General features: G+C 68.5%; 10 protein-coding genes. 5 read left to right on the top strand and 5 right to left on the bottom strand.

What is annotated here, in order from left to right:
• Positions 1-55 precede the first annotated feature (55 nt).
• The gene (locus ACIN94_RS11425; RefSeq protein WP_400703207.1) at positions 56-2503 is read left to right on the top strand and encodes a M14 family zinc carboxypeptidase; all 2448 of its coding nucleotides are present in this window, start codon (positions 56-58) and stop codon (positions 2501-2503) included.
• 192 nt (positions 2504-2695) lie between these two features.
• Here ACIN94_RS11425 and ACIN94_RS11420 read toward each other — a convergent pair whose 3' ends face one another.
• From ACIN94_RS11420 to ACIN94_RS11405, 4 genes are all read right to left on the bottom strand, one after another.
• Positions 2696-3961, bottom strand: coding sequence for an MFS transporter (locus tag ACIN94_RS11420; RefSeq protein ID WP_400703204.1), 1266 nt, complete (start codon positions 3959-3961; stop codon positions 2696-2698).
• Between the two features lie 266 nt (positions 3962-4227).
• Positions 4228-5541 carry a phosphotransferase gene (locus ACIN94_RS11415; protein ID WP_400703201.1) on the bottom strand — a complete coding sequence of 438 codons (1314 nt, stop codon included), beginning with the start codon at positions 5539-5541 and terminating at the stop codon, positions 4228-4230.
• A 4-nt stretch (positions 5542-5545) separates the two neighbouring features.
• Positions 5546-7249: a maltose alpha-D-glucosyltransferase gene (gene treS / locus ACIN94_RS11410; RefSeq protein WP_400703198.1), complete on the bottom strand. Its 1704-nt coding sequence runs from the start codon at positions 7247-7249 to the stop codon at positions 5546-5548.
• Positions 7250-7294: 45 nt separating this feature from the next.
• Positions 7295-9457 (bottom strand): alpha-1,4-glucan--maltose-1-phosphate maltosyltransferase, encoded by a 2163-nt coding sequence (locus ACIN94_RS11405; RefSeq protein WP_400703195.1) that lies wholly within the window; start codon positions 9455-9457, stop codon positions 7295-7297.
• A gap of 357 nt (positions 9458-9814) precedes the next feature.
• Here ACIN94_RS11405 and glgP point away from each other — a divergent pair, with 357 nt between their 5' ends.
• Complete coding sequence (gene glgP, locus ACIN94_RS11400; RefSeq protein WP_400703192.1) at positions 9815-12397, top strand: alpha-glucan family phosphorylase; 2583 nt, start codon at positions 9815-9817, stop codon at positions 12395-12397.
• A gap of 62 nt (positions 12398-12459) precedes the next feature.
• On the opposite strand, the gene ACIN94_RS11395 is transcribed toward glgP, so the two are convergent.
• Positions 12460-14388 carry an N-acetylmuramoyl-L-alanine amidase gene (locus ACIN94_RS11395; RefSeq protein WP_400703189.1) on the bottom strand — a complete coding sequence of 643 codons (1929 nt, stop codon included), beginning with the start codon at positions 14386-14388 and terminating at the stop codon, positions 12460-12462.
• Positions 14389-14694: 306 nt separating this feature from the next.
• Here ACIN94_RS11395 and ACIN94_RS11390 point away from each other — a divergent pair, with 306 nt between their 5' ends.
• The 3 genes from ACIN94_RS11390 to ACIN94_RS11380 all read left to right on the top strand — a co-directional run bounded on the left by ACIN94_RS11390 (position 14695) and on the right by ACIN94_RS11380 (position 17681).
• Positions 14695-14925, top strand: a complete 231-nt coding sequence (locus ACIN94_RS11390; RefSeq protein WP_400703186.1) for a ribbon-helix-helix protein, CopG family — start codon at positions 14695-14697, stop codon at positions 14923-14925.
• A complete protein-coding gene (locus ACIN94_RS11385; protein ID WP_400703183.1) occupies positions 14925-15356 on the top strand; it encodes a TA system VapC family ribonuclease toxin in 432 nt (143 codons plus the stop codon). The genes ACIN94_RS11390 and ACIN94_RS11385 overlap by 1 nt, the downstream gene beginning before the upstream one ends.
• 189 nt (positions 15357-15545) lie before the next feature.
• Positions 15546-17681 carry a glycogen debranching N-terminal domain-containing protein gene (locus ACIN94_RS11380; RefSeq protein ID WP_400703180.1) on the top strand — a complete coding sequence of 712 codons (2136 nt, stop codon included), beginning with the start codon at positions 15546-15548 and terminating at the stop codon, positions 17679-17681.
• Positions 17682-17684: the final 3 nt, after the last annotated feature.

Below are 17684 nucleotides of genomic sequence, written 5' to 3'. Positions count from 1 at the left end.
TTCCTGCCGGGATGACCCCCTACCCGGGGCCGTGCGCCAACTGGAGGAATCTCTCATGAGGAGCTCTCTCAATGGCAGGAGAGCCGGCCGTGTCGCGGTCGTGCTCGCCTTACCCATTGCCCTCAGCTTCGGCTCGATGCCCGTTCTGGCCGACCCATCCCCGTCGACCGGCACGGTTGTGCCCGACCGGCAACCCAGCACCGAACAGAACGGCGTGGCACTGCTGCGCATCATCGTCCCCGACCAGGACGGTGTCGACCGGCTCAACTCCCTGGGCGTCGACCTGGCGGAGTACAAGAAGCCCGTCGACAGCGGCTTCGAGGTGCACGCCGTACTGAGCCCCCAGGAGGCTCAGGGGCTCCGCGATCTTGGGTTTGACGTCCGTGACGCCATCTCGGACCAGACCGATTTCGCCGAGAACACGGCGGAGAGGCGGGCCGCGATCGCGTCCGCGGCGGAAGCGGCGGCGGAGACCGACACGCTGACCTCGCTCCGCGCCGAGTGGTTCACCAGCCTCGACAATCAGCGCTTCCTCTCGGTCGAGGTGAAGTCGAGCGCCACCGACGCGCAGACCGTGCTCACCGCCACCTGGGACAGCGGTAAGGGGACGGCCCCCGGCTCAGGCGGCACCGCGACGATGTCGCGCTTCACCGACGCCGGCCAGTACATGTACCACCGGTTCAACTCGCCGCTGACCATCACCGAGGCTCCCAGCACGGTCACGATCACCAGCAACCGGGGCGGCTCGGTCACGGTCCCGGTGACCCAGTGGCTGGGTGCCAAGCGCAAGGCCCCCAGCAAGCACTACGTCGCGGACTTCGTCGACCACTACATGGACCCGACCGAGCTCACCAGCCGGATCACCTCCCTGGCCAAGGAGTTCCCCAAGCTCTCGCAGATCGTCGACCTGCCCAACAAGACGAACGGCTACCGCCGGGCGGCGCAGGCGCAGTTCGGCACCGTCGCGGCGAGCACGTTCTACGTGAGCTCGAAGGCGTACGGGCACGAGGGCGGCAACGACATCAGCGTCGCCCTGGTGAAGCCGGCCGCCGCGTCCAGCGCGCTGAGCGTTTCGGTGAGCGGTAAGAACGTCGTGGTCAACCTCGCCACGGACGCGTCCGGCGCGGTCAGCAGCACCGCCGTCCAGGTGGTGAACGCCCTCAACGCCAACGCTGCGGCATCCGCGCTGCTGACCGCCGCCACCTACCGGGGCAACGCCGGCACCGGCGTGGTCGCCGCGGCACCGGCGACGGGGCTGACCGACAACCTCAAGGCGCCGTCAAGCGTCTCGCGCGACCCGTTCCAGGTGAAGGCGCTGCGCATCGGCAAGCAGCGGGACGGCTCGAAGACCGGCGTGTTCCTCTACTGCCAGGAGCACGCCCGCGAGTGGGTCACCTCACTGACCTGCGTGGAGACCGCCGAGCGGCTCCTGCGCAACTACGCCAAGGATGACCAGACCAAGAAGCTGGTCGACAACCTCGACATCTTCATCATGCCGGCGGTCAACCCCGACGGCGCGCACTACAGCATGTACGACTACAACATGCAGCGCCGCAACATGACCAACCACTGTGCGGCGAACATGTCGGACCCGGCGGCGCGTAACAGCTGGGGTGTGGACCTGAACCGTAACTTCTCGGTCGGCTCCATCTTCGACGGCTACAGCGGCGCCTCGTCGAGCTGCAGCAGCGACACGTTCTCCGGCCCGGCCAAGCTGTCCGAGCCGGAGGCGCGGAACGAGGTCTGGCTCACCCAGCAGTACCCGAACATCAAGTTCGCGATGAACACCCACTCCTACGGCGGCTACTTCATGTGGCCTCCGGGGGCGTACAAGACCGCCGGGCGCGAGCTGCTGCCGCGGGTCGACTTCGGCACGGAGAACTTCTTCTGGACCGCCTCCGACCACATCCTCTCCGCGGTCCAGTCCTGGCGCGGTACGGGGATCTGGCCGGGTCGCACCGGCCCGGTGCCGGACGTGCTGTACTCCGCGGCCGGTAACAGCGCCGACGAGCACTGGTTCAACCGGGGCATCATAGGCTGGGACTTCGAGGTCGGCGCGGACATCTACAACCCGAAGACCAACCGGTTCGAGGCCGTCGGCTTCCAGCCGCCGTTCGCCGAGGGTCACGAGGAGGCGATGGAGTTCGCCTCCGGTCAGATCGGCATCCTCGAGGTCGCCCGGGCCTTCGCCGAGGACAGCCAGCGTCCCGAGTCGGACCTGAAGGTGACCGGCCGGACCGACACCTCGACCACGTTCACCTTCACGACCAACGAGCCCGCCAACGTGTACTACACGCTGGACGGCAGCCGCCCGACGCTGAACTCCGCCAAGCTCACCGCCGCGGGGATGCGCGAGAACGCACAGCAGATCACGCTCGACAAGACCGCCGAGGTGCACTGGTTCGCGGTGGACATCGCCGGCAACGTCGAGAAGAACTACAAGCCTGACGGTAACGGCAAGAACTACCGCAAGGAGACGGTGGAGGTCCGCAAGCTCCGCTGACCCCCGCTGGGATGTTCAGGCGGCCGCCGGTCCACCGACCGGCGGCCGATTCCGTGACCCCTACCGGTCGCCTTCGCGACCCGGGTACGGCGGCGCGGCTGCCCCGGCAACGCGGCAGCTCGCTGGCTCTCACCGAGAAACACTGAGAATCAGCGAACGGTGATCCCTCCGTTGACTGCCTGGGATGGCCGTCTATGCATCGCGGGAGGGGACGGCTTGCTGGACGATGACGGCGGCGGTGAAGCACATGGCTCCGGCGACTGCCATTCCGGATGAGGGGCCGAGAGCCGCCATCACCCCGGTGGCAGTCGCCAGGGTGAGTGTTTCCAAGCTCATCCGCGCCGTGCTGAACAGTGCGGCGCCCGCCCCTCCGCGCTGGGAGGGCACGTACCTGAGTGCCTGCCCGTCTGGGACGCCTTCGGTCAGCCCAAGACACAGCCCGAGGGCCCCGGCCGCGACGAGAAGGGCGACAGGATGGTTGGTCACCTGGAGGATGACCGCGGTGACGGTGCAGACGGACAGGGCGGTTGTCACCAGCTGCCGTGCCCATCGGCGCGAGAGCCGAGCGGCGAGAAGCGGAAGGACCGTTGACGGCACGGTCAGCAGGCTGAGCATGACCGCTGCCTCGCCTGGGCCCATGCTCTGGGCAGAGCCAAGCTGAGGGAGCACGGTCAACCCCACCACGAGCATCCCCATGAAGGCACCCGTCGCCGAGGCGTACGCGCGATAGGCGGGGATCCGCAACAGGTCCACGGGGATCGCGGGATCAGACGCACGCCGTTCCACGCGGACGAGCCCCGTGGCGCCGGCTGCCGCGACGAGGACGAGTACACCCGGCCCCCACCACGGGACGCCGGCCCCAAGGCCCAGCCCGAGCGCGGTCACCGCGGCGGCGATGGTCACCCCGAAGAGGACAGCGCCGGCAAGGTCGAAGTTGTCGGGCACCTCGGGGCTGCGAAGACCCGGAAGCGCGAGCGTGGCCAAGGCCGCGATGGCGGCGACAGCCGCCGGCGCGACGAAGACGAGGGGCCAACCTCCGATGGCCATGAGGGCCTGGGCAACGACCGGGCCCAGCGCCAGACTGCTGCCCAGCACGGCGCCCGCGTAGCCGTACACCCGACGCCGCTCCTCCGGCGGGTACACGGCCAAGATCATCGACGATCCACCGGCGGCGCACATGGCCGCCCCGACGCCGGCGACCGCGCGGAGGGCCACCAGAGACAACAGGTCTGGAGCGAGGGCGGTCAGAACCCCGGTGGCTGCGACAACGACATTGCCGACGGCGAAAAAGCGGGTGCGGGCGGTGCGATCCGCTGTCGCCCCCGCCAGCAGCAGGGCTGCGGCGAACAGCCCGTTGTAGGCGAGGACGATCCACGGACCCAGGGCACCCGCACCGGGCAGCTGCGCGGTCACATCAGGGACAACTGCTGTCGCGCCGGTGATCGCGAGTGGGAACACCGCATCAGAGATGAGGGCAGCGACAAGGACACGCCGACGTTGACGAAAAGACAAGGCGAACATGAGTGCGCTCCGGAACAAGGGGAATCCGAGCGCCATGAAGGCGCTCCTGGCCTGAGGTCAGGAGCGACGGCGAGAACTGGGGTTTTGCGCCGCCGCTCTCAGCGACGGCGCACCTTGTCTGTTTTCGGCACGAGCACACGCTAGCAGCCGCCTCGGGCGAGGCTTCGAGGTGGTTGGATCACTCGGGGACTGCGTGACCGGCGCTAGCGCTCCACCTGGAAGGCGGCCAGGGGGATGGGGAGCCAGGACGGGCGGTTGCGGGCCTCGTAGGTGACCTCGTAGACGGCCTTCACCAGCTCCAGGGCGCGGAGCAGGACGGCGTCCTCGGCGTGCAGGCGACCGCCGCCGGCGGAGTAGCCGGCCAGGAAGGCGGAGCGGTTGAGCTCGGCCCACTCGACGGCCCGGGGGCGCAGCTCCTCGGCGTCGGGGTGGTCGGCCAGCAGGTGGCGGGCGGCGTAGTCGAACGAGCGCAGCATGCCGGCCACGTCCCGCAGCGGGGAGGAGAGGGCGCGGCGTTCGGCGAGGGGCTGGCCGGGCTCGCCCTCGAAGTCCAGGACGACCCAGTCGGTCGTCGTGCGCATCACCTGGCCCAGGTGGTAGTCGCCGTGGATGCGCTGGACGGGGATCTCGGCCACCGCGTCGGAGACCCGCTGGTAGGCCTCCTGGGCCACCCGGGCGTACCTGGCGAGCTCGGGCACCTCGTTGATCGCGCCGGCCAGGCGGCGGCGGTGGTCCTCGACCATCTGCTTGACCTGCTGCGTCTCCATCACACCGGTGGGGAACGCGGTGGCCAGCTCGTAGTGGACCTCGGCGGTGGCCACGCCGAGCCGGTAGGCCTCGGAGCTGAAGTCGCCGCCCGCCTCGGAGGCCGAGGAACCGAGGTCGGCGTACAGATCGCGGACGCTGGTCAGGGCCAGGGCCCAGCCGTCGTTGGCGTTGGACAGGAACTCCTGGGTCATCGCCAGCGTGGTGGGTTCGCCGTCGAGGTCGGTCTCGATCCAGCCGTACGGCCGCGCGACGTGCAGGCCGTCCTGACGTGCCAGGGCACTGACGATCTCCAGCTCGGGGTTGATACCGGGGATCAGGCGGCGGAACAGCTTGCAGATGTAGGTGCTGCCGAACACCAGGGAGGTGTTCGACTGCTCGGCGCCCAGCACCAGGCTACGGAGGGAGGTGTCGATCTCCACTCCTTCCAGGCGGCGGAAGCGGAGCGGGCCGATGTCACGGTTGCCGGCCATCGCTTCGAGCAGGGTGCCGGTGAGGTCGGCGTCGTAGGCGGCGTCGTAGTAGTCGGCGCCGATATGGGCGGGTTTGAAGCCACCGCCCCCCTCCGGGTCGTCGCCGAGCAGGAGCTGGTAGCGGTCGCGGATCCCGGCCTGCTGGACTGAGACGATCAGATGGCGGAGGCCGTGGGCGAGCTTGACGTCGGAATCGATGACGAGCTCGTCTATAGGCCGCCCCTTACCGGCGAACCATCGCTGATGGGTGATCCAGCCGGTAAGGAGCTCCGTCAACACGGCTTTACGCCTCCTGGACTACGGGTGGCAGGGTGAACCAGTAGAACCCATGCCCAGGGAGCGTCAAAAGATACGGGAGCTCGCCGATCGGCGGGAAAGGAACTCCGCCCATGGTCTCGACGGGCACCGATCCCTCGAACCGACGCAGGTCCAGCTCCACCGGCTGCGGGAACCGCGAGAGGTTGTTCACGCACAGGATGCGGTCGTCGCCCAGCTCGCGGACGTAGGCGAGGACGCTCGGGTTGGAGGAGTTCAGCTCGGTGAACGCCCCCAGCCCGAAGACCGAATGCCGCTTACGGATGTCGATCATGCGCTTGGTCCAGTGCAGCAGCGAGCCGGAGCTCTTCTGCTGGGCCTCGACGTTGATCGCCTGGTAGCCGTAGATCGGGTCCATGATGATCGGGAGATACAGTCGGCCGGGGTCGCAGTCGGAGAACCCGGCGTTGCGGTCGGGGCTCCACTGCATCGGGGTGCGGACACCGTCGCGGTCGCCCAGCCAGATGTTGTCGCCCATCCCGATCTCGTCGCCGTAGTAGAGCACGGGAGATCCGGGCAGCGAGAGCAGCAGCGCGGTGAACAGCTCGATCTGGTTGCGGTCGTTCTCCAGCAGCGGCGCCAGCCGCCGCCGGATGCCGACGTTGGCCCGCATCCGGGGGTCCTTGGCGTACTCCGAGTACATGTAGTCGCGCTCGTCGTCGGTCACCATCTCCAGCGTGAGCTCGTCGTGGTTGCGCAGGAAGATGCCCCACTGGCAGTGCTCGGGGATCTTCGGCGTCTGGGCCATGATCTCCGAGATCGGGTAGCGGGACTCCCGCCTGACGGCCATGAAGATGCGCGGCATCAGCGGGAAGTGGAACGCCATGTGGCACTCGTCGCCGCCGGTCGCGGGGTCGCCGAAGTACTCCACCACGTCCGCCGGCCACTGGTTGGCCTCGGCCAGCAGCACCCGGTCGGGGTAGAGGCGGTCGACCTCGGCCCTGACCCGTTTGAGGTATTCGTGAGTTCTGGGGAGGTTCTCGCAGTTCGTGCCGTCCTGCTCGAACAGGTAGGGGATGGCGTCCATCCGGAACCCGTCGATGCCGAGGTCCAGCCAGAAGCGCAGCACCTCCAGCATGGCGTCCTGGACGTCCGGGTTCTCGTAGTTGAGGTCCGGCTGGTGGGAGAAGAACCGGTGCCAGTAGTACTGGCCCCGCACCGGGTCGTGTGTCCAGTTGGACGTCTCGGTGTCGACGAAGATGACCCGGGCGTCCTGGTACATCTCGTCGGAGTCGTTCCAGACGTAGAAGTCGCCGAACGGCCCCTCGGGGTCGTGGCGGGAGGCCTGGAACCAGGGGTGCTGGTCGCTGGTGTGGTTCATCACCAGGTCGGCGATGACGCGCATGCCCCGCTTGTGAGCTTCATCCACCAATTTCACGAAATCTCCGAGATCACCGAACTCGGGGAGGATTTTCATGAAATCCGCGATGTCGTACCCACCGTCGCGGAGCGGCGACTCGTACAGGGGCAGCAGCCAGAGACAGTCCACACCCAGCCACTGGAGGTAGTCCAGCCTGTTGATGAGACCGCGGATGTCTCCGGTGCCGTCCCCGTTGGAATCGGCGAATCCCCGGATGAGCACCTCGTAGAAGACGGCGCGCTTGAACCAGTACGGGTCGCGCGGTTTCTCCTCGTCGAAGGTGTTCGGAATGGGCTCAGGTAGCTGACTCACCAGTGGACTCCCCGCTGTTCTGCCGGTATCGCGTACCCGGCCGGCTCACCGCCGGTTGGCCGTCGCGGCACGCAAAGTGAAGATGTGTGCTGGGTGGATATGGGGATCGAGGCGGACGTAGTTGTTCTGCCGCCAGCGGTACGACTCGCCTGACAGTTCGTCGTCGACGAAGAACTCGGCACGCCAGTCGAGACCGAGAGCCGGCATGTCCAGCGACACCGTGGCCTCATGGGTGTTGTGTGGATCGAGATTCACGACCGTCAGAACCACGTCGCCCAGGCCGTGCCGTCGTGTGGCCGTGTCGTGGGCGCCGGGCAGCCGCTTGGAGAAGCAGACCATGTCCGGTTGGTCGACGCTATGGAACCGTAGGTTACGCAGTTCCTGGAGCGCCGGGTGTGCTCTTCGGAACAAATTAAGTTGCGTGATGAAGGGGGCCAGGCTAAGGCCCTCGCGTTCAGCCTCGGCCCAATCGCGCGGTTTATACTGATATTTCTCGCTATCTAGGTATTCTTCACTACCTGGTCGAACAGGGACATTCTCCGTAAGTTCGTATCCGGCGTATACCCCCCAGGTCGGCATCGCCATCGCCGCGAGGATCGCTCTGATGCGAAAAGCCGGGACTCCCCCGTGCTGTAGGTATTCGTGAAGAATGTCTGGAGTATTGACGAAAACGTTCGGCCGCAGGAAGTGTGACGTCTCGCGGGAGAGCTCGCCCAGGTAGTCCTCGACCTCCTCCCGGGAGTTCTTCCACGTGAAGTAGGTGTAGGACTGGTGGAAGCCGACCTTGGCCAGCGCCTGCATCATCGCCGGGCGGGTGAACGCCTCCGCCAGGAACAGCACGTCCGGATCGGTGGAGTTGATGTCGGCCAGCAGTCGCTCCCAGAACGCCACGGGCTTGGTGTGCGGGTTGTCCACCCGGAAGATCCGCACGCCGTGGTCCATCCAGAGCCGGACCACCCGCTTGACCTCGGCGTAGATGCCCTCCGGGTCCTTGTCGAAGTTCAGCGGGTAGATGTCCTGATACTTCTTGGGAGGGTTCTCCGCGTAGGCGATCGAGCCGTCGGCGCGGATGTTGAACCACTCCGGGTGCTCCCTGACCCACGGGTGGTCGGGCGCGCACTGCAGGGCCAGGTCGAGGGCGACCTCCATGCCGAGCTCGCGGGTCTTGGCCACGAACACGTCGAAGTCGTCAAAGGTGCCGAGATCGGGGTGGATGGCGTCGTGGCCGCCCTCCTCGGAGCCGATCGCCCAGGGGGAGCCCGGATCGTACGGCTCAGGCGTCAGGGTGTTGTTGCGGCCCTTGCGGAAACTGTGCCCGATCGGGTGGATCGGCGGCAGGTAGACGACGTCGAAGCCCATCTTCGCGACCGCAGGCAGTCGCTTGGCAGCAGTCGTGAAATTTCCGGACTTGGGGGCGATGCCCTCTTCGACGATCGCTCCCTCGGAGCGCGGGAAGAACTCGTACCAGGACCCGAACAGCGCCCGGCGCCGGTCGACCCTGACCACGTGTCCGGGCGACTTCGTCACCAGGTCGCGGAGCGGATGCGCACGCAGCAGCTCCGCCGTCTCCGGAAGCTGGGCCACCGAGAACCGGGCACGCGGGTCGAACTCCCCGTCGCGCAGCTTGGCCGCCACAGCCAGGAGCGCGGCCCGGTGCCCGCAGGGGTGGACGTCCGCGCTCGCCTCCAGCACCGCCGTCTCGGCCGCCTCGGCGCTCAGGGCCGCCTTGCCGGCAGCCCTGCCCGACGCTCCGGCCGCCGCCCTGCCGCCCGGTGCCTTCGCCGACCTGCGGGTCACGCCTCCGCAGTCCGCGGGCCGTACGGCCTTGGCGGCACGTTCGAAGAGCCGGGCGCCCTCCTCGCACATGAGCTCGGCGTCCAGGTCGCGGGGGATCTTGATGCCCGCGTCGTGGAACCAGGTGGCCAGGGGGTCGCTCCACGCCTCGACGCGGAAGTGCCAGTCGCCCTCGGTGGGCAGTGTCACCTCGACGCCCCAGCGGTCGGTGCCCGGAGCAAGCTCGTTCATGCGCAGCAGCGGGCCGCGCACGCCGTCGGGGCCGGTGAGCACGGCTCCGGCGGCCACCGCGTCATGTCCCTCCCGGAACACGGTGGCGGCGATCTCGAAGGTCTCGCCCGCGGCGGCCTTGGCGGGGCGGCGCCCGCAGTCGACCGTGGGCTGGATGTCCTGGATTGGAATTCGTCCGATCATCGCTTCTCAAGGTAGCGACGGCACGCCCGGTACCGTCGGAAAAATTCGGCAAAAAAGATCTTCACGTTTTCAAACATTCCCGCCGCCGGCCCCGGGGAGTGAGCCGGTGTTCCGCCCTCCCCGTACGGACGGCCGGGTCCGGGAGAGCGGAGAGTTACGACCCATAGATGCGTTGCCCTAATAGTCCATCTTCATGCGTGTCGGAGGAAGAATGCGGGAACTCAGGCTCCCGGCGCGTTGCACGGAGACATGATCAACCCGGCTTTGATGTGTTTGGAGGCGATTGATAGTGGCGAGGGGGAGACGGGTGAGTGTTGGGGTCGCCCTTGTGGCGCTGAGTAACTAGGGTCTGGCAGAGTGAGAGCAATCCGCAGGTTCACCGTCCGCACCGTCCTTCCTCCGGAGCTGGCCTCCCTCGGCGAGCTTGTGCACAATCTTCGCTGGTCGTGGCATCCCGAGGCTCTCGATCTCTTCGCCGAGGTCGACCCGGTCGTCTGGGAGCGGGTGGGCCACGACCCCGGCGCCCTGCTCGGCGCCGTCGAGGCGAGGCGCCTCCGCGAGCTGGCCACCGACCGCCGCTTCCTCAGACGCGTCGCCGACGCGGCCGACGACCTCCGTGAGTACATGACCGCGCCGAGGTGGTACCAGACCATCCCTGACGCCCCCCGCTCCATCGCCTACTTCTCGCCCGAGTACGGCATCGCCTCAGCCCTGCCGCAGTACTCCGGCGGCCTGGGCATCCTCGCCGGCGACCACCTCAAGACCGCCAGCGACCTCGGCGTGCCGATCCTGGCGGTCGGCCTGCTGTACCGCCACGGCTACTTCACTCAGTCCCTCTCGCCGGAGGGCTGGCAGCTGGAGCACTACCCGTCCCTCGACCCTGGAGGCCTGCCGCTGACCCTCCTCAAGGAGGAGGACGGCACCCCGGTGCGGATCGGCATCAGCCTGCCCGAGCGGCGCACCCTGCACGCCCAGGTCTGGGTGGCCCAGGTGGGGCGGGTCCCGCTGCTGCTACTCGACTCCGACGTCGCCGAGAACGACAACGCCGCCCGTGACGTCACCGACCGCCTGTACGGCGGGGGCACCGACCACCGGCTGATGCAGGAACTGCTGCTCGGCGTCGGCGGTGTCCGCGCCATCCGGGCCTACTCCCGGGTCAGCGGCCACCCCGAGCCCGAGGTGTTCCACACCAACGAGGGGCATGCGGGCTTCCTGGGACTGGAGCGCATCCGCGAGCTCACCGAGAGCAGGCTCTCCTTCGACGAGGCACTGGAGGTGGTCCGCGCCGGGACGGTCTTCACCACCCACACCCCCGTCCCCGCCGGCATCGACCGCTTCCCGAGCGACATGATCGCCCGTCAGTTCGGCGGCGACAACGCGTGGCCCACGGTCCCTGAGGACCGCATCCTGGCGCTCGGCGCCGAGGACGAACCGGGCAAGTTCAACATGGCCGCCATGGGCATGCGGCTGGCCCAGCGGGTCAACGGGGTCTCGGAACTGCACGGCGCGGTCAGCCGGGAGATGTTCCAGGGCCTGTGGCCGGGCTTCGACGTCGACGAGGTCCCGATCGGCTCGATAACCAACGGCGTGCACGCCCCCACCTGGGTCGGTCGCGAAATCATGGAGCTGGCGGGCAGGGAACTGCCCACGCTGGTCGAGCGGGCCCAGGGCTGGGAGGGTGTCAACAAGATCTCCGACGCGGACATCTGGGAGATCCGCGGACGGCTGCGCGCCCGGCTGGTCGAGGCGGCCCGCGTCCGGCTGCGCCGCTCCTGGCTCGACCGGGGTGCCTCCCACGCCGAGCTCGGCTGGATCGACGACGCCCTCGATCCCGGTGTGCTGACCATCGGATTCGCCCGCCGGGTCCCCTCCTACAAGCGGCTCACCCTGATGCTGAGCGACCCCGGCCGGCTCCGCGAGCTGCTGCTCGATCCGGACAAGCCCGTCCAGATCGTGATCGCGGGCAAGGCCCACCCTGCCGACGAGGGCGGCAAGAAGCTCATCCAGCAGATTGTGAAGTTCGCCGACTCCGAGGACGTCCGGCACCGCATCGTCTTCCTGCCCGACTACGACATGGCCTTGGGCCAGCTGCTCGTCCAGGGCTGCGACGTGTGGATGAACAACCCGCTCCGGCCGCTGGAGGCGTGCGGCACGTCCGGGATGAAGGCCGCGCTGAACGGCGGCCTCAACCTGTCCATCCGCGACGGCTGGTGGGACGAGTGGTACGACGGCACCAACGGCTGGGCCATCCCTACCGCCGACGGCGTCGCCGACCCCGACCGCCGCGACGAGCTGGAGGCCGGCGCGCTCTACGACCTGATCGACCACGAGGTGGCGGACCGGTTCTACGACCGCACCGCCGACGGTCTGCCGCTGCGCTGGCTGGAGATGGTCCGGCACACGCTGACCTCCCTCGGCCCCAAGGTCCTCGCCGGCCGGATGCTCCGCGACTACGTGATCGACCTCTACACGCCGGCTGCCCGGTCCGCGCGTGCTCTGCTGGCGGACGGGTACGAGCCGGCCAAGGGCTTCGCCGCGTGGAAGCTGAGGGTCTCCCAGGCGTGGCCGGGGGTCCGGGTCGAGCACGTGGAGGCCTCCAACCTGGGGGAGACCCCCGAGGTGGGCGCGGCACTGGAGTTGCGGGCGGCCATCGCCCTGGGCGAGCTGGAGCCCGGAGACATCCGGGTCCAGGCCGCCTACGGCCTGGTCGGGCTCCATGACGAGCTGGTCGGCCCGGCCTACGCGGACCTGGCCCTGGAGACGGTCGGCGACGACGGCAAGGCCGTCTTCGGGGGCACCATCCCACTGGAACGCACCGGGGCCTTCGGCTACACCGTCCGGGTCGTCCCCCACCATCCCCTCATGGCGAACTCCTCCGAGCTCGGCCTGATCGCCGTCCCGGAGGAGCCCGCGGGCATGACCAACGGCACCCTGCGCTGACCGGCCGGGGGGAGACCGGGGCTCACGCCCGGCTCCCTCCGGCCGCTCGGGGCCGTCCCGGATCAGGCGGTGGACACCACGACGTCGTCGGCCTTGACGAACATCACGCGGTGGCCGAACTGGATCTGGTAGTACTTCAGCTTCCCGCGGACCACCGTGTGCGGGGACGCGTCGAAGGTCACCGCCCGGTAGTACTCACCCTGGGCGGCCAGGCCGAGGGTGTAGCGCTGGCCCGCGGCGAAGGTGTACTGCAGCGGGGTGATCTCCTGGTACGGCACGCCCGCCGGGTAGGCCTCCGCCTCCGGATAGGCCCTGCCGTACACCGGGACGCTAGCCAGGCCCGGCTTGGGCGTCACCACCAGGCCACGCGAGGGGACCGCGGTGGGCTGGGAGGCGGGGTTGTGGAACCAGGCCTTCTGGCCGAGGTACCAGATCGCCGTCCAGTCGCCCTGGCGGTCGGCCACGGCGTAGCGCTGGCCGGTGGTGGCGCGGGCGCTGTGGTCGTAGACGCTGTAGAGCGAGTCACCGGTCGGGTGCTTGCCGACGTCCTTGACCAGCGGGGCGTCCGAACGCGGCTCGGTGCGCAGCCAGACCGACGCCGAGCCGTGCGGCGGGCAGTCAGCCGAGGGGTTCTTGCGGTCGCAGCCGTAGTAGTACGGCTGGTTCCTGGCGTAGTCGGGCAGGATCATCACCGACTCCGCCTTCGGGCCGCCGGAGGAGTGCAGCGGCTTGCCGAGCAGGTGGAAGTAGTGCGCCCAGTCCCAGAAGGGGCCCGGGTCCTCGTGCATGCCGCTCACCGTGGACGGGATCGTGCCCGGCACGTTGTCGTGACCGAGGATGTGTGCGCGGTCCAGCGGGACGTCGTGCTGCCGGGCCAGGTAGCGCACCAGCTTGGCCGAGGTGCGGTACATCGCCTCGGTGTACCAGGCGCCGCCCTCGCCGAGGAAGCCCTCGTGCTCCAGGCCGATCGACTTGGCGTTGATGTACCAGTTGCCCGCCTGCCAGGCGACGTCCTTGGCCTTGATGTGCTGGGCGACGTGACCGTCGCTGGAGCGCAGCGAGTAGTGCCAGCTCGCGGCCCGCGCGGGGTTCTGCACCAGGTCCACGGAGGGGCCGAAGTAGCCCTCCATGTCGTGGATGATGATGTATTCGATCTTCTGGTTGACCGGTCGGTTCGACAGGTCGTAGTTGCCGTAGCCGCCACCCGGCAGGGACTGGTAGAGCGCGGGGATCCACTCGCACGAGATGGTGGGCGGGCACTCGACGCCGTCGCGGCGGGGCCGCTGCAGCCCGAGCTTCTCCAGCCACTTCTCGATCTTCTTCAGGCCGGGCACCGGCTTCAGACCGACCTTCTGCCCGTCGTCGGTGACCCGCTCGGCACCGGACTTGATCGTGTCGTACACCTCGTCGGCGAAGAACTTCGCCGCGTCGGACTCGGCGGCGCCCGAGTAGCGGGCCACCGCGCCGTACCACTCGGCGGGGTCGGTGCTGAGCGGCGCGCCGAGCTGCCTCTGGTAGTCGGCCAGCAGGGCCGCGCCGCCGCGGATGTTCACGGCCGGGTCGGCGCGCAGCTCCTCACGGCTCGCGCCGGTGAGTTCGGCGGCCTTCTCCAGTGTCCTGAGCGATGTGGGGATCTCGACCGGCGCCGGAGTCTGCTCGGGGAGCGCAAGGGGACGGTTGGTGTCGCCGCGAGGGTCCTCCTCGCCGTCGGTGTGGTGGTTCGTGTCCGACAGTGCGGCGGCGTCGGTGAGGTGCATCGGGCCGAACCCGGCGGAGTTGCTCGGCCGGCCCGCGTTGGCGTCCCAGCGGGACTCCAGGTAGGACACGCCGAGCAGGACGCTCTCGGGTACGTCGTAGGCCTGGGCCGCCGCGGTGAAGGCCGCCTGCCGGTCGCCGGGGGCGGCCTGGGCGGAGGCCGGTTGGAGGAAGGCGAGGCCGCCGACGGTCATGACGGCGGCGACCGTCATCCGGAGCGGCGTGGATCGTTGCATGGGGGGCTCCTCGACTGGGGGATCCGGTGCACGTCAGACTGCGAAGTTAAGATCGCGATGTCAATAAGTTTCTTCATTTTTCTGACAGACAGAGAAGAATTCCTTCACCATGCCGGGCCGGCGCGGCTGGGTTGTCATGGGGAAAGGCATGGACTCCGTCGTGACCGCCGGGCCGTCCGGCCTGGCCCGCCGGGGCGAGACTCCAACTTAGAGTGTTCGAACATAAACAGAGAGTCATCTTTCGGTGTGGCGTTGATGCGCATCTTGATGCTTGATCACGTGCATCTCTGATGCCACGCTGAGGAGATGAGGACGACTGTGCGTCTTGACGAGGATGTGGTCGCCGCGATCGAGCGGCTGAGGCACGAAAGACATATCGGTCTCAGTGAAGCGCTCAACGAGCTCGTTCGGGCAGGCATGCGCGCTCGCCCTGAGCGCCGCCCTTTCCGGCAGCGGACCCAGGCGATGGGACTGCGGGTGGACGTGTCGAATGTGGCGGAAGCCCTCGACCTGCTCGACGGCTTGGGGCATGACTGATGATCGTGGATGCGAATGTTCTGCTTTACGCGGTGGACAGCGGAAACCCGTTTCACGATGCCTCGAAAACGTGGCTGGAGACAGCCCTCAACGGCCCGGTCCGCGTCGGCCTGCCGTGGAACTCGTTGTGCGCGTTCATCAGGATCTCGACCCATCCACGGGCGTCGGCCAATCCGCTGGCGATAGACGAGGCGTGGAGCTTCGTCGAGGAGTGGTTGGCCGCTGAGACCGTATGGACACCCGCGCCGACGAGCCGGCACGCCGAGGTGCTGCGTGATCTTCTCGTTGACGGTGACCTGCGAGGAAACATGGTTACGGATGCCCACCTCGCCGCACTCGCGATCGAGCACGGTGTGGGTGTCTGCTCGGTCGACTCCGACTTCGCCCGTTTTCCGAAGCTCGAATGGATCAATCCGCTCACGGCTGGGTGATCCTCGGGATCGGGAGCGTACGGCTCGCCGGTGGAGAGGTGGCGTTGTCCCTCCCGGTGTCGGCGCGGGGGAAGGTGATAACCCTCCTGATCAGGCAAAACGTTTCGATGAGCGCCCGGTGTGTTGTTCTCTGTCCGCACGAGGGGGAAAAGGCTAGAGAGCGACACCCACTCACACCGGGAGAGAACATTGGACGGGTGGACGTTCGAAGGTCAGCCCGGTGCTCTGGGCGACACCACGGTGACCCTGGTCGAGGGTGGGTCCTTCTGCGTGTGCGCGCGTAACGGTGACATCGTGCAGGGCGGGGCACAGGGGATCTTCCACGCCGACACCCGGTTGCTGTCGCGCTGGGAGGTGAGGGTGGACGAGGCGCCGATCGAGGCGCTGACCGTGCTCGCGAGCGAGCCGTACCACGCGACGTTCGTCGGCCGGGCCGCCCCCCGGCCCGGGCACGCGGAGAGCACCCTGCTGATGATCAGGGAACGCTACGTCGGCGCGGGTCTCCGCGAGGATCTGACCCTGCGCAACCTGTCCGACGAACCGGCCGGCTGTGTGCTCGACATGCACATTGGCTCCGACATGGCCGATCTGTTCGAGGTCAAGAGCGGCCGGGTCCGCCACGTGACCGACGTGGAGATGACCCCCGACAGGTCGGGACTGATGATCTTCTCCGCCACCCGGTCGCGCGGGACCAGGGTGCTGGCCGAGCCCGCGCCGTTCGCCGTCCCGGGCATGCTCGTCTTCCGGATCGTCGTTCCGGCCCGAGCGGACTGGACCGTCACCCTGCAGGTCAACCCGGTCCTGGAGGGGGAGGAGACGCCCAGCTGGTTCTCCACCCGCCACCCGCTGGAGCACGCCGAGCCCGTCCGGCGCCGTGCAGACTGGCAACGTCACAGCCCGACCATCAGCACCTCCAACCGCGTTCTGGCCCAGATCCTGCACCGCTCCCGGGAGGACCTGGGGGCGCTGCGGCTGTTCGAGCCCGACAGACCCGACGAGCCGCCCAGCCTCGCCGCGGGCGCACCGTGGTTCATGACCCTGTTCGGCCGCGACTCGCTGCTGGCGTCCTGGATGGCGCTCCCCCTGGACCAGTCGCCGGCGCTCGGCACCCTGCGGCGCCTGTCACGGCTGCAGGGCAGGACCGACGACCCGCTCACCGAGGAGGAGCCCGGCAAGATCCTGCACGAGCTCCGCTTCGGGATGCAGTTCGGCGTCTCGCCGCACGGCGGCCTCGCCTACTACGGCTCGGTCGACTCCACCCCGCTGTTCGTGATGCTCCTGGGTGAGCTGCGCCGCTGGGGCCTGCACCCGAAGGAGGTCGAGGAGCTCCTACCGCACGCCGACGACGCCCTCGACTGGATCACCAGATCCGCGGACCCCTTCCTCTTCTACCGCCGCAAGACCGACCACGGCCTGGTCAACCAGGGCTGGAAGGACTCCTTCGACGGCGTCAACTTCGCCGACGGCACCATGGCCCGCGCGCCCATCGCGCTGGCCGAGGTCCAGGGCTACGTCTACGCCGCCTACAACGCGCGGGCCCACTTCGCGCACGAGGCCGGAGACGAGGACCTGGAGAAGCACTGGATCGGCCGCGCGACCCGGCTCCGGGAGGCGTTCAACGAGCGGTTCTGGCTGCCGGACCGGGGGTACTACGCCATCGGACTCGACGGCGGGGGGCGTCCCATCGACAGCCTCGCCTCCAACATGGGGCACTGCCTGTGGACCGGCATCGTAGACGAGGACAGGGCGGCCTCCGTGGCCGCGCACCTGCTCTCGCCGGAGATGTTCACCGGGTACGGCGTGCGCACCCTGGCCTCCACCATGGGTGCCTACAACCCGATGAGCTACCACAACGGCTCGGTCTGGCCGCACGACAACTCCATCATCGTCGCCGGCCTGATCCGTTACTGCTTCGTGGAGGAGGCGCGGCGGATCGCCTCCGGGCTGCTGGACGCGGCCGAGGCCTTCGGCATGCGGCTGCCGGAGCTGTTCTGCGGGTTCGACCGGGCGCAGTTCCCCACGCCGGTGCCGTACCCCACCTCCTGCTCCCCGCAGGCCTGGGCCGCCGCGACCCCCATCCACCTGGTCCGCAACCTGTTCCGCTTCGATCCGTGGGTGCCCTACGGCCAGGTCTGGCTGGCCCCCGTCGGGCTGGACGACATACGGATCACGGGGATCCCCTTCGCGGACTCCCGGATCACGATCGAGGTCAGGAACGGCAAGACGTCCATCACCGGGCTGCCCGACGGCATCACGCTGCGCAGCGAGCCGCGCTCGCCCATGTCGGCCCACTGCGGAATCTCCCCCGACCCCCTGATCGGTTAATCC

The sequence above is a fragment of the Streptosporangium sp. NPDC087985 genome (genome assembly GCF_044741965.1).
In the GTDB taxonomy this organism is placed as follows: Bacteria; Actinomycetota; Actinomycetes; order Streptosporangiales; family Streptosporangiaceae; genus Streptosporangium.
Note: the sequence above shows the minus strand (reverse complement) of the source record. Positions and strands in the feature narration are given on the sequence as shown.

What these genes read in the sequence shown, in the direction of transcription:
- ACIN94_RS11390 (WP_400703186.1), top strand. Translation starts at nt 14,695, where the DNA reads ATGAGGACGACTGTGCGTCTTGACGAGGATGTGGTCGCCGCGATCGAG.
- ACIN94_RS11425 (WP_400703207.1), top strand. Translation starts at nt 56, where the DNA reads ATGAGGAGCTCTCTCAATGGCAGGAGAGCCGGCCGTGTCGCGGTCGTG.
- ACIN94_RS11395 (WP_400703189.1), bottom strand. Translation starts at nt 14,388, where the DNA reads ATGCAACGATCCACGCCGCTCCGGATGACGGTCGCCGCCGTCATGACC.
- ACIN94_RS11405 (WP_400703195.1), bottom strand. Translation starts at nt 9,457, where the DNA reads ATGATCGGACGAATTCCAATCCAGGACATCCAGCCCACGGTCGACTGC.
- ACIN94_RS11385 (WP_400703183.1), top strand. Translation starts at nt 14,925, where the DNA reads ATGATCGTGGATGCGAATGTTCTGCTTTACGCGGTGGACAGCGGAAAC.